Source organism: Paenibacillus tianjinensis, from assembly GCF_017086365.1.
GTDB classification, from domain to species: Bacteria; Bacillota; Bacilli; order Paenibacillales; family Paenibacillaceae; genus Paenibacillus_AQ; species Paenibacillus_AQ tianjinensis.
Genome location: NZ_CP070969.1, coordinates 4,222,585 through 4,234,474 on the forward strand (window position 1 = coordinate 4,222,585; position 11,890 = coordinate 4,234,474).

Annotated in this window: 24 protein-coding genes; 1 reads left to right on the plus strand and 23 read right to left on the minus strand. The window is 31.7% G+C overall.

The window, feature by feature from the left end; all coding sequences use genetic code 11:
* Nucleotides 1-49 precede the first annotated feature (49 nt).
* A complete protein-coding gene (locus tag JRJ22_RS19620; RefSeq protein WP_206101108.1) occupies nt 50-331 on the minus strand; it encodes a hypothetical protein in 282 nt (93 codons plus the stop codon).
* 411 nt (nt 332-742) lie between these two features.
* Between JRJ22_RS19620 and JRJ22_RS19625 the strand changes: the two genes are divergently transcribed.
* On the plus strand, nt 743-973 hold the full coding sequence (locus JRJ22_RS19625; protein ID WP_206101109.1) for a helix-turn-helix domain-containing protein: 231 nt from the start codon (nt 743-745) through the stop codon (nt 971-973).
* 23 nt (nt 974-996) lie between these two features.
* Here the strand turns inward: JRJ22_RS19625 and JRJ22_RS19630 are convergent, their stop codons facing one another.
* The 22 genes from JRJ22_RS19630 to JRJ22_RS19735 form a co-directional block, all read right to left on the minus strand.
* Nucleotides 997-1,392 carry a type II toxin-antitoxin system PemK/MazF family toxin gene (locus JRJ22_RS19630; RefSeq protein ID WP_206101110.1) on the minus strand — a complete coding sequence of 132 codons (396 nt, stop codon included), beginning with the start codon at nt 1,390-1,392 and terminating at the stop codon, nt 997-999.
* Nucleotides 1,393-2,075: 683 nt separating this feature from the next.
* Nucleotides 2,076-2,372: a hypothetical protein gene (locus JRJ22_RS19635; RefSeq protein ID WP_206101111.1), complete on the minus strand. Its 297-nt coding sequence runs from the start codon at nt 2,370-2,372 to the stop codon at nt 2,076-2,078.
* Nucleotides 2,373-2,406: 34 nt separating this feature from the next.
* Nucleotides 2,407-2,640 (minus strand): hypothetical protein, encoded by a 234-nt coding sequence (locus tag JRJ22_RS19640; protein WP_206101112.1) that lies wholly within the window; start codon nt 2,638-2,640, stop codon nt 2,407-2,409.
* A 72-nt stretch (nt 2,641-2,712) separates the two neighbouring features.
* The gene (locus JRJ22_RS19645) at nt 2,713-2,958 is read right to left on the minus strand and encodes a hypothetical protein (protein WP_206101113.1); all 246 of its coding nucleotides are present in this window, start codon (nt 2,956-2,958) and stop codon (nt 2,713-2,715) included.
* Nucleotides 2,959-3,026: 68 nt separating this feature from the next.
* A complete protein-coding gene (locus JRJ22_RS19650; protein WP_206101114.1) occupies nt 3,027-3,188 on the minus strand; it encodes a hypothetical protein in 162 nt (53 codons plus the stop codon).
* Between the two features lie 231 nt (nt 3,189-3,419).
* Entirely contained in the window at nt 3,420-3,593 is a 174-nt protein-coding gene (locus tag JRJ22_RS19655; RefSeq protein WP_206101115.1) for a hypothetical protein, read from the minus strand.
* Nucleotides 3,594-3,628: 35 nt separating this feature from the next.
* The gene (locus tag JRJ22_RS19660) at nt 3,629-4,291 is read right to left on the minus strand and encodes a hypothetical protein (protein WP_206101116.1); all 663 of its coding nucleotides are present in this window, start codon (nt 4,289-4,291) and stop codon (nt 3,629-3,631) included.
* Nucleotides 4,292-4,359: 68 nt separating this feature from the next.
* Nucleotides 4,360-4,638 (minus strand): hypothetical protein, encoded by a 279-nt coding sequence (locus JRJ22_RS19665; protein ID WP_206101117.1) that lies wholly within the window; start codon nt 4,636-4,638, stop codon nt 4,360-4,362.
* Nucleotides 4,635-4,826, minus strand: coding sequence for a hypothetical protein (locus JRJ22_RS19670; protein ID WP_206101118.1), 192 nt, complete (start codon nt 4,824-4,826; stop codon nt 4,635-4,637). Before JRJ22_RS19670 ends, JRJ22_RS19665 begins: the two co-directional genes overlap by 4 nt.
* Nucleotides 4,823-5,029, minus strand: coding sequence for a hypothetical protein (locus JRJ22_RS19675; RefSeq protein ID WP_206101119.1), 207 nt, complete (start codon nt 5,027-5,029; stop codon nt 4,823-4,825). Before JRJ22_RS19675 ends, JRJ22_RS19670 begins: the two co-directional genes overlap by 4 nt.
* A gap of 38 nt (nt 5,030-5,067) precedes the next feature.
* Nucleotides 5,068-5,217: a hypothetical protein gene (locus JRJ22_RS19680; RefSeq protein ID WP_206101120.1), complete on the minus strand. Its 150-nt coding sequence runs from the start codon at nt 5,215-5,217 to the stop codon at nt 5,068-5,070.
* A gap of 363 nt (nt 5,218-5,580) precedes the next feature.
* The gene (locus tag JRJ22_RS19685) at nt 5,581-5,748 is read right to left on the minus strand and encodes a hypothetical protein (RefSeq protein WP_206101121.1); all 168 of its coding nucleotides are present in this window, start codon (nt 5,746-5,748) and stop codon (nt 5,581-5,583) included.
* 27 nt (nt 5,749-5,775) lie between these two features.
* Entirely contained in the window at nt 5,776-6,108 is a 333-nt protein-coding gene (locus JRJ22_RS19690) for a hypothetical protein (RefSeq protein ID WP_206101122.1), read from the minus strand.
* Between the two features lie 61 nt (nt 6,109-6,169).
* A complete protein-coding gene (locus JRJ22_RS19695) occupies nt 6,170-6,331 on the minus strand; it encodes a hypothetical protein (protein WP_206101123.1) in 162 nt (53 codons plus the stop codon).
* Nucleotides 6,328-7,260 (minus strand): GIY-YIG nuclease family protein, encoded by a 933-nt coding sequence (locus JRJ22_RS29310; RefSeq protein WP_232380897.1) that lies wholly within the window; start codon nt 7,258-7,260, stop codon nt 6,328-6,330. The genes JRJ22_RS19695 and JRJ22_RS29310 overlap by 4 nt, the downstream gene beginning before the upstream one ends.
* A 469-nt stretch (nt 7,261-7,729) precedes the next feature.
* The gene (locus JRJ22_RS19705; RefSeq protein ID WP_206101124.1) at nt 7,730-8,491 is read right to left on the minus strand and encodes an AP2 domain-containing protein; all 762 of its coding nucleotides are present in this window, start codon (nt 8,489-8,491) and stop codon (nt 7,730-7,732) included.
* 73 nt (nt 8,492-8,564) lie between these two features.
* Nucleotides 8,565-9,575 carry a DUF262 domain-containing protein gene (locus tag JRJ22_RS19710; RefSeq protein ID WP_206101125.1) on the minus strand — a complete coding sequence of 337 codons (1,011 nt, stop codon included), beginning with the start codon at nt 9,573-9,575 and terminating at the stop codon, nt 8,565-8,567.
* A gap of 14 nt (nt 9,576-9,589) precedes the next feature.
* A complete protein-coding gene (locus JRJ22_RS19715; protein ID WP_206101126.1) occupies nt 9,590-9,793 on the minus strand; it encodes a helix-turn-helix domain-containing protein in 204 nt (67 codons plus the stop codon).
* 108 nt (nt 9,794-9,901) lie between these two features.
* On the minus strand, nt 9,902-10,069 hold the full coding sequence (locus JRJ22_RS19720) for a hypothetical protein (protein ID WP_206101127.1): 168 nt from the start codon (nt 10,067-10,069) through the stop codon (nt 9,902-9,904).
* A 98-nt stretch (nt 10,070-10,167) separates the two neighbouring features.
* Nucleotides 10,168-10,413, minus strand: a complete 246-nt coding sequence (locus JRJ22_RS19725) for a hypothetical protein (protein WP_206101128.1) — start codon at nt 10,411-10,413, stop codon at nt 10,168-10,170.
* 116 nt (nt 10,414-10,529) lie between these two features.
* A complete protein-coding gene (locus JRJ22_RS19730) occupies nt 10,530-10,805 on the minus strand; it encodes a hypothetical protein (protein ID WP_206101129.1) in 276 nt (91 codons plus the stop codon).
* 17 nt (nt 10,806-10,822) lie between these two features.
* A complete protein-coding gene (locus JRJ22_RS19735; protein ID WP_206105212.1) occupies nt 10,823-11,866 on the minus strand; it encodes a DNA cytosine methyltransferase in 1,044 nt (347 codons plus the stop codon).
* Nucleotides 11,867-11,890 lie beyond the last annotated feature (24 nt).

Genomic DNA, 11,890 nt, shown 5'->3' on the forward strand with positions numbered 1-11,890 from the left:
TAACCATATGTATTATTACAATCCGCCTTAATTTAAATGTTTAATCGTATTATTTAGTATCTACATTCATCTCCCCTAAAATCTTAACATCTTTTATTGCAACGCCTCTCCCACCGAGTAATCTTCTTCCTCTGTGGGCTTTGAGATGATATACATGATCTTCAACTAATTCAAGCGAATATTTATGGTCTAGTTGCCATATAAAGAATTGTTTATCAAAAGTCTCAAAGACATAAGTATGTACTGGTGCTGGCCTAAAATATCTATCGAAATAATCTTTACCTGTTTCCATTTGCACAAGCCTTGCAACAACTTCAATTTCATCTTCCATAGTAACAAACTCCTTTTTATATTCATTTATTAAAAGATAATTACATTTTTTTAAATGGTATTACTTTTCTCAATATTGTATCATAAATTCTATAAGATGAAGTATTGAAATTATTAAATACTTCAACATCATCGCTTTTTAAATTGGTGCTTTTCCATATTTCAAGTTTAGTCTTAGTATCTCGACTAATCAATTTCTGCAAGCAATATCTCTTTGTCAATTGTGACTGCACCTCGTTGTAATATTTTTCCTATGTTTTGCACTTTAACTTTGTTATGATCTTATTTAGGCATCTCTCAGTTTAATATGGAGAGATTTTTCTATGCTTTAAATTTGAGACGATAATCGTCTCACCCTAAATATACTAGATTATCATTTTATAGTCAATACTCATTTTCAGGAGGCTGCGTAATGTCATGGGTCGAAATCAAATTACAATACATATTAGATTCTAAAGGATTAACCAGAAGAGATTTGTCAAGACGTACTAAAATTAGACCTGGAACAATTAATGAAATGTGTAACAATACGGCTAAACAAATACCTCTTAGTAATATTGTGTCTATATGTGATATTTTAGATGTGGATATTGTTGATTTATTTGTATATCACAAAGATGATTTTAAAAAAGAAGAGGGATAGAATCCTCTTCTTTTTCATATTTATTAATAAACACTTATTTCAGCAAATGCTACTCTAATCGCTTCGGCAATTTTACTTTGATAACTAGTAGGAAGATCAATCAGCTTTTTGATTAGTCTTCGCTTATTAATTGATGTTGTTTGTTCGCAAAGTAGAACACTATCTTTTACAAACCCAATTTCTTCAGCAATTAAATCAACGTGTGTTGGTAAAGGTCTTTTTGTTTTACTTCCGGTTGTTGGTGCTACCATTACTGTAGGCGAAAATTTATTCTGAAGGTTATTGGATAAAATCACTACTGGTCTTCTTCCTCCTTGCACCGATCCATCTGCTTGTAAGTCTGCCAACCAAACTTCATACTGTGTTGTTGTGATGTTAATATTTTTATTAATATCCGTTTTTTCCATTACCATGCTCATATGTACCACGCTCCTATATTTTTTGGCCTTACTATATCTTTTCTATCACTATGTACTCTTATTATTAACTATTTATATATTTATTATACCTAGTGATAGTTGTTTTAACAAGCGAACATTCGTTCTAAATTCTTTGTTTTTTTGGTTTGTCAAGAACATTTATGAGGCGCAAAATTTTCTTACATAAATTAGGGAAATAGTGAATTTTGGTATTGACATTTTCTGAGATATTAAAAGTATTACATACCTACCGGGAATACAGCGTCTATTGTGATAAATGTCTTTTGTACTCTTTATTAACCATATATTTTTACTATTAAACACCAACACGGATCAATTTTACCGAATTTATAAAAAGACAAAATAAAAACCCTTGATTTACAAGGGTTTTTTCATATCTATTTCTTGATAAAATTCGTATTTCATGCAATCTACTTACGGTTCTTGAAATTGTGCCACAAGTCTTTAAATAGTGGATTGTGAAATAGCATAACATACCAGCTAATGCCTGTTATTGCTATGAATATTGGCGTAATGTCAGAACTTAGAGGTGTGAAGGGGTAAATTATGATCAGCAACAATGAGGTAATTGATACGCAGATGTTTCCCAGTCTGATGATAAAGGCTAATTTCTCCATGTCCAATACTTACACCTCCTATTTGCACTTAATCAAATCTACATTTTATTTATATACAATAAGTAGATCGTGTTTTTGTCCTTTCTTTCCAGAATGTCCGTAAAATTTGAATACTCCTTCATCTACGCGCCAATCATGATAATAATCTTCAAGAAAAACATTGTCTAAATGACCCAAATAAGCATCGTCCGAATCTATGTCCACCTGTTTTCCCGTTTTTGGATTGAATGTGTATTTGTTTTCATCAATAATAGTGTAAACATATTTAATTGAATCTTTAATATCTAAATCTTTGAGCGCTTTAGAATCTCCATTAATGAAATTCCTGATTATTTTCCTCAAATCTAACACTCCCTCTCTGCTTAAAACTTGCAATTCATTTAAAGTATATCTGTTTAATGTCTAATCCAAGAGAGCCAATGAACAACCTCAAATCGCGATCAGTAATCTTACCTTCATCTTTTATGACATTTATAATGTTATCAATACATTCACTCACTTTGGCTTCTCTAAGTACGTCTTGCGCCTCTTCAAATTTCTTATTTGCGTTTTCCACTTCATACTTTGTTTTGTTTACGTTTGAAAATGCTTTGAGAATAGTATCTTTCATTTCAACAATCTCTCCTTCAATTTCTGATAAAAGATGTCTTTCATACGCTTAATCTTCGTACTGCACAACAACTTAGTAGAGCTTTATCCCTTTACCGACAGTCAATTTCCACGCTTCGATACACGGTATTTCCCTTTCCGATTCACAATCTTTGCAATCCCCATCCCTATATGCAACACAATGCTTCTCTACTTGATTTAGCAAGGTTTTTCGTGATACAACTCTACCTGTTGGGCCTTTTAAAAATCGTTCGCTGGTACACACCACAACATTTTTGGGATTATTCACCTTGCAAACAATACTGTGTTTAGCAAGCATTTTGCCCCTCCTTCACAGTTTACGTCTACTGCACACTTAATTAATTTTCTCAGTTACAGATATTTATCTCAAGTGTACCTTTCCATTCTAACTTGCAATCCCTTAATCTCAGCTTCAACCATCATCAAACGTTGTGGTGATGATTGAGCAACGGCAGAATCCCTCAGCGCTTCCAGGTCTCTAATCTGCACCGCAATCATTGATCTAATTTTAGCATTATCTGTATTCAATTACATTCTCCTTTATATGTATTGTATCCTTCTTACTACTTTATTTTACCACTAAAAATACAGTCAATCAACATATTTTTATTCATTAAAAGAAAATGGCGAACACTTTATTCTGTTCGCCTTATCACTTACTTATGATTTTGATTGTATTTTTTAGCAGCATCAAGTAATTCAATTTCTACCCCTTCTACAGTCACTACAACGCATTTCCCGCCTTTGACTCGTCCATTCCTATACATAGCTGTACTCCTTTCCCGAACGATTACAAACAGCCACAGAAGACCCATAACGCTGTGTGAGAGAATATACTTTATCCAATACAATCCAGTAAAATGATTCTTTGCTTTGTTGCTGTTCAATAGTTTCGACAACTTGATTATTAACAATAAAGTCCCATTTTTTCATTTGTGTATCATCCTTTTATATTTATTTTTTTAAATCTATATACTTAGCATTGAGGCCAGCGCTTTGGCTATTTTTCGTTTGTCGTCCTCGACTTTCTTTAGCCTTAAATTGTTTTTAATGATGACAGACTGAACCTCTTCAATTCTTTTTTCACATTGATTTTTTACTTTTGCTGATCTGCTTTTGTATAATCTATATTTTAACTCCGATATTTCAATATCTAATTTCAATTTTTCTTCATTAACTTCTCTGGATACTTTTGTTTCTACTCGTCCAATTTTTCTAAACTCAACTTGATATAATTTGATTAGTTTTTCTTGAAGTGGGTTATCCGAACTAAACAACTCGGTTGAAGTGTTTTCGGTCTTATCGTTTTCTTCCGCATTTACGTCTTTATCATTATCATAAATCAAAAATGGTTTGTCGTTTACCTTCATAATCGTCTTTATTTCGTGATAATCAAGAGTTAGATAAATTGCTACTTTATTTGGTGCAACAAACATATGTGCCCTATTTCCTCTCTCACATGTAGTTTCTCCTATGTATCTCGATTGACCCAGTAGACACTTGCAGTAATTTAACGCTTCGTTTCTCCCTTTTCGTTTAAATCGTTCTTCTACTCTTCTAACTGCGTGATCGTCTATTTCAAGTGTTTTAAAATCTAAAAAAGGTTTCTTTTCATTTAATAAAGTTGACATATGTTATTTCAACTCCTTAATTATAGGATTTTTTATTTGTTTAAATTCATGATAAAATTTCTCTTCTTTTATCGTCTATTTAAGACTACATTGCTTGATTTAATCACTTCTGCTATATCATAGTTTTCAACAACATCCTTTAACGTAGCAAAACATTTGATTACAAATGACTGCCTATGACCACTGAGTTTAATGACTTGAAACCTCTTAGCATTGAAATTATTATAGATAACCATATGAGGATTGCCTTTCTTGGTTACGAATACATCTCCTACATTGAGATCCATTTCCTTATTTTCAACATCCAAACATACCTTCATCTCTTCATCTCCTTTTAAATCATTCATTTGCTCATAATTTTAAATTCGTCTCTTTCAAATACTGGTGTAATCTCACCATGTTCGCTTGATATAGAACCTCCACCGATATGAAACCATCTTCCGTCCCATATTTTAATAAATCCCCAATGTCCCACGTATGAAGATTCTTTGTTGACGATTGATACTTTTTTACCAATCATTTTTTCAGGTTTCATAATTCCACTTCCTTTTTAAGTCGTTTAACCGTAAGTTCTTCAACATATATTTGAGACGGTTTTACATTGAATTCTTTAGAAAGCGCCAATCTTGTATCCTTAACAAAGTCCTCTCTGTTAAGTTCACTTTCCTTCTCAAGAATTGCATTAGTGAATGCTCGTCCCAAATCATCGACAACATAGCATTCAATGTGATATTTCATAGAACACTCTCCTTTTAAAAACATAATTTCATCAACTTTTACGCAGCCTTAACTCTGTGCAATAATATAATCCCTTTATCATCCTTACACATTTCAATGAATAATTCCATATCTCCTTCTTTTTCAAAACTGTACACATTCACCGCCAACTTGCCACAAATCTTTTCAATGATTTTAACTTGATACATTACTGCGTTTCACCCTCTGTATGTATGTTTCTTATCTGTAGTTATCTTACCACATTAATTTATTATAGTCAATATATATTTATTTATTAAACTCAAATTTCTATATTTGTTCGTCCCTGATTGGTACACTTCATCAGCTTAACATTTTGTACTCTTGGATAGCTCTGCCATCGTTTATATACTGTGTTAGCCACCGCAAAAGACGATATAAGGCCAGTTTCAAACTGATGAGACATAATCTCTGCCTCAATTAGATAACGGTCATTAGATGACAATAGACAATAACTCCTTTTTAGTTTTATCGAAAACAAATACACATCTAATCATTATCTAGATGTGTATAGTCTATGTATTCTATTTTGTTTATAAAAATATTGCTACAGCAGTAACAACCGCAATGAAGGCAACGTTAACAATGATTAAAGCATATTCAATGTCTTTGATTACATCAGACAAAGTTTTTAACTTTTCTTCGCGCATACTCATGATGAGGTTGCCTTTATCATCGCGATAACGGATGATGGTTTGCATTAGGTATCAACTCCTTACAAAATATAACTATTCTGATTTACAATCCATTACATCGAACACTTTTCTAAAAAATAATTCAACGTCAATCAGATCAGTATCTTTATTAATAAAATATTCAATATTAAATGTTTCATCTTCTTCTGTGATGAATTGAGCATGAGCACCAAATGCTTTATCATAGGGAATTTTATATTGTGGGACTTTAGTAAAATCAAATTGATCAATATCAATATAATATTTATTTCCTCTGTCATAAAATACTTTTTGCCAGGATTGTACATATGCAGGATTATCAATTCTGAAAGCTGCGCTGTAAGCATTGTAACCTTTTTCTTTTAGTAATAATTCAGTAATTTTCATTTTTATTGTTCTCCTTTTTAAATGAAATGAAATCAGACTTTCATATGGTTCTATTACTTACTTATTGTAAACAAGGAAATAATTCTATAAATTCATAATTGTTTTTAGCACAAAAGTTCAATGCTTGTTCTTTTGCGGCTGCTCGAATGCTTGACAAATTATTTAACAATACATTGTTCCCCTTTGAATCTTTTATTGAGGCGGCAAATACTACTTTCTTCATACATTATTCATCTCCAAAAGTTTATATTTTTTTAATTCAGTTTTTAGTCTTTCAGCTTCTAATTTTAACGCTGAAAATTCACTCATGGGCGGATGTAAATTCAATAATAATTCTTTGCTTTTATAATAACTCCATACTTCATATTCCTTTTCTTCTAAAGACTCTGATTTAGGTACTTCCACGACTCTTTCGAATAGAAATGATTCTTCTCCAAAAGTATTCCATTCTTTTTGTAGTTCTTTGCAGTGATGTTTATTTGCTCTAAGTTGATATTTATGTATTTGCCATCTAGATTCGATATATGTGGACTTACCTATATAACATTTTTGGTTAATGCGGTTTAATATTTTATAAATACCGTTATTATACTCTGATTTACGTCTTATGTTTTCAAGTTCTTTTCTGAATTCCTCTATATTCTCTTTTTCCTTTTGTTCTCTTAGTAAATGTCTATTTTCCACTTTGCACAAAGATTTGAAAAAGCAATTTGATAACTGTCTGAATAAAGTATCTCTAAATTTATGATTTTTACATTCGTCCTGCATTCTATCTCTTGCAATTATTCTTATTGTTTCGATACCGAAGTGTTTAAAATAAACATAATACATTATAAATCCATCAAAATATCTTTCATCATATTTAGTTGGAATAGTTTTATTTTTATACTCCAGTATGACATCACATAAATCTTCTGAGATGTTTCTCTCTATACTTAAAATGTAACTTATTATTAATTTTCGAACATCCATTTCATCGTTTTTACACATAAAGTCAAAATTTATTCTGTTGAAGTTTTTAGAATAGTACTTAATCTGATAATCTCTATAAAAGCTAATGAACGAAAGCTCTGTTAGTGATGACTCTATTCCTCCTAGTATTTTAGCGATGATTATCAATTGCGCATTTGAGTATTTATCTAATTTTTTCACTCAGTTCACTCCTCTTTTTAATAAATTAACTGTTTTACGAAGACTTCTTATGTATTTCTTGATGTAATCGTAACATACTTAATAATATTGTACAATATATATTTATTTTTTAATACAATCAACCAACAACTTTTACAATCCAAAATCCCCATACCACAATAGCAGCAATCAACGTCCAATTATCAACCCAAAAATCTTTTACTCTCACCTTTATCATATTCATTCTTATTCCTCCTCATTATCTATATTCATCGTCACAGCCTCCTCCTTGACTTTATGCCGCATTCTCTGATGTATACTATATTTACTTATTCCTTTAACATACTGACACTTGTAGCAAGCCACAGGAAGCCCATTAGACAGACAGTAATTGTATGCTGCTTGTGTAACGGGCTTGTTGCAGTAAGTGCAGGTGTGATTTTTGATCAATGGGAATCACCCCTTTCTTTAAGAATAATTGCATATGTATTTAATCGTTTATTTCTACTATGTATTTATACATTGCTTCATATAAATTATTCGGTATTTTATCTTTATACTTATCAGCGGTTTCTTTTATGACTTTTTCTTTATGGTATTTATAGACCATAAAAGCTTCTTCTACTGTCTCATATCGTCCTAAATAAACTGATCTGCCATTACTGTGGAATCCAGCAACATACTTATCTTTATCAGTATGTAAATATACTCCAATAGGATATTTTCCTCGACTTTTATTTCTCTTAACGAACAAATAATTTATTTCTTTTGGAGTAAAAACACATGTGTCTGGAGAGTATATTTTATTTCCTTTTTGTAGTATATCTTTGTCAAGTTCTGTGGCAATGGTGTCGATTTCATAGTAGTTTTCGTAATACCACTTCGCAAAATTCTGATAATCATACCATTCTTCACACACAGAGCAACCCCTATAGGTTTCATACTTTTGTAAATATTTTTCATCATAACATCTTTTAAACATACCTTTCCATACGTAGTATGCATGGTGAGATGAGTTATATTCTCCAATTCCAAAGTATCCAACGCCATAGCTTGTTATATCTAATGGATTAAACACTCCTCCATTTTTAAAATCATAATAATAACATTTTGCCATATACCCATTTTCAAATTCCACTTCAACATCTATAGCACTATTATATTTAGTTATTTTCATAACACTACCATATTTGTTGCTTGATAATTCACCGACTCTATTTTTCTTTTGGTCTAAATGCTTTATATTAATCATTCTCCTTTTTATATTTATTATTTAATAATTAAGCATTCCAGTACAGAGAATAGAATGCTCAATTATAATAATCTTACTGTTTTTGCAACCATTCTTCATAAATCTTTTGCAGACCATTAACGCGCCCCATAACACTATCTTTTTTAGTTGTGCCTCCGGTTCCGTGTTTTCTGTATTGATCATTTTTGGAATTATTAACAACATAGTATTTCAAAAAATCAGATAAATTATCATTGAAATCGTTATTTACAATTAATTTCACCGCTACAGGGATGAATACTTTTGTCACAAATTTTGTGTATTCGGGCAGTGCTTCACTAATCATGTCAAACGCCCTAATTGCTTCCGCAAATACCTTATCACTTACAGTTTGATTAATGAAAAGCGTTTTTATATCCGCTGTACCAAAAGAACTGCATTCATAATTCCCGACAAGTGCAAGTGATTGAAGAACAGACATTTGAGGTTCCGACTTGATAGTGCTACCTTCAGCAAAGTGAGCTGTAGTTGTAAATAATTTATGATTGTCAATTTTGTCTTTTACAAATGCATTTGTTTCTGGTTTAGCTGCAACTAAAGCAAGGTGAGATGCACTCATTTTCACACCATTATTTAGCCTTAAAATTAACTCGCGTGAAATTTCATCTTTGTCATCTCCTTCTTCTAATTCAACCGGATAGATATTTAACACATATGAGTCAAATTCGTTTTTCGCGGCTTCTGGTAACTCAGAATACTTCATTCCTGAAATATCATATTCTTCCCCATCAATGTCAGAGACAAAGGGAGGAATATTAGCTAATTTAAGTTGATCCTTTTTAAATTTGTACAGTGTTGTCATACGTTGCTTTCCGTCAGCGATGCTATATACATTCACCTCCTTTTCATTGATTATTCTTTTCTCTTTGATGGCTGTTGCTCCTGGAATAAAGAAGGCAAAAACGGAATGTATAAGTAGTGATTCATCAACGTTTTTCCATTGACCGCTGGGCCGCTGATACGGATTGTCAAAAACAATTGTGCCTTTATCAATCATGCTGACCATTTGATTAATATTTGTATTGAACGGGCTGACTCTTTTCATTTATAAAACCTCCATCAGTCATTTTTATTTCCGAACACTTTATCCATTCCGTACTTAGTAACAACCCACTGCTTACCAAATTTGCGTATCGTTCCTTTTGGGAATCTGTCTATAGCTTTTCTTAGTGTAGAGTTTTCAATTCCCCACTTATCACAAGCTTCAGCAGCAGACAATATTCTTTCATCGTCAAGGTTTAACTCGCTGTCTTTTACATTCAAATGTTTTCACCTCTAGATATATTTATTTATATATTTATTATATGTCACTGTATCGTGAAATGTCAACATGATTATTGACTCACCATAAAATTGACATTTCATTCGGAATTATTTAGCCTCAGCATTTTGATCAGCTAAAAGGTTATTTGCTTCATCTTCCAGTGCTTGCATATATCCATTGAATATCCCCTGTACTTGTTTCTTAATTTCTGCTTTGCTCAGGTTTGGATATTTTAGTTCATCGATCTCAATAAAGTCTTTTAAATTGATTTTCATATTGTACCGCCTCCGCACTATGTATTGTATTCCTCTTCTTATCTATAATAATACACTATCCACATATAATTGTCAAACATATATTTACTCATTAAACGTCATTTTGCTTTTTTAATCCAATCTTCTAAGAATTCTTTACATTCATCTAACGTACTAAACAACTTGTCATCCATTACAGATGACTTTATGATCTTGTTTGATTCTTTGACTATGTATGAGAACTTTCCTAAATCATTGTGACTGACTCTGTATGGAGTAGATATTTCAATCCTAAATCCTGACTTTCTACCTATCCAGCAATCATAATCTGACCAATAATTTCTTTCTAATAATCTAAGCTTCATCTTTACGGCCTCCACACTCTATATTTAACTTATCTTCTTGTCTATAAAGGAAAAGTGCTCAGCGATCAACTCACTAAGCACCTAAGTTTACGTGAAAGACGGGTTTTATTAAATGCTTATTTAACCCATCCCACTTCTTTTACCTTGATATCTGTAAATTTATCTATTGCGTCTAAATAACCAAAGACATTTCCCAAGCCATCTATAACACCTTCTTCTTGAAATAGATCGGTATCTCCATAATTCACTTCGAATTCGCTACCCCATTTTACAATTTCTTCGCACATTTCTGTTGATGAGATATCTAATTCTTGTTTATCAATATCACCGTTTGACATCATGCTACCAACATATAATGCGATTTCAGCGATATTTTCTTCAATTTTGTTCATTCTGTATTCCTCCATTTTTAATTATGTATGGATAAAGCTTCACTGCTTTTTATGTATTGTGGGATTAATTGTTTTAAAATCTTCTCAACCACATTAACGACAATACTATTTCCTGACATTTTATATATTTGGCTATTTGAAATGTTATTTAATTTTAACTTAAAATAATCTTTATCCTCAAAACCCATTAATCTTAAACATTCAAGAGGCGTTGGCATCCTCAAACCAGAATACTCAGATTGAGAAATAGAATCTGGTATAACGTTAATCATTGTTCTCTTCCCATCTGGGCCTTTAAAAAAGTTAGCGTCCAAATTTAAAAACAATTGACTTTCTTGCTCATAAAATTCTCCATTGTCGTTAATATGTATGTTTACGAATATATTCTTAAAGCCCAAACCTTTATCCTTTGCTCTTTTATCAATTGTGTTCAATCTTAGACAAGCAACTTCAGATAAATAATACTTCTCATCTACATGAGGCTCAAGCAAATCGGATAGCGATGTGAATTCATTCTCTTTTCCAGGAAACATAAAATTTTGTTCTATGTCTTTTCTTATGCTTACGATAAATACTCTTTCTCTATGATGAGCTATTCCATAATCAGCAGCATTTAAAACTTTCCAATAATTATTGTATCCTTCTTGTTCGAGCAATTGGAGCATAGTCTCAAATTCAAACTGAAACTTTTTTTGAGTCAACCCCTTCACATTTTCCATGATTGCGTATTTTGGTTTCTTTGCTTGGATAACTTTTAGTGCCTCAAAGAACAGCATTCCTCTTCCCTTAGAGTCATCAAAACCTTCTTGTTTTCCCGCTACTGAGAAAGCTTGGCATGGAGGAGAATAGAAAAGGAGGTCATGATCTGGAAATTCACTCGGATTAATTAATGTAATATCTTTACTTTTAAAATCAGAATTATGAATTAGATTGTAACTATGCATTGTCTTTTCATCAAACTCAATTGCCTCAACAACTTCATGATCGATGTTTAACTTCTCTAACGCTTTGCTCCATGCACCGATTCCAGCGAATAATTCAGCAACTTTTAATTTCTTAATTTATTATACCCCCTCTTAATTTAA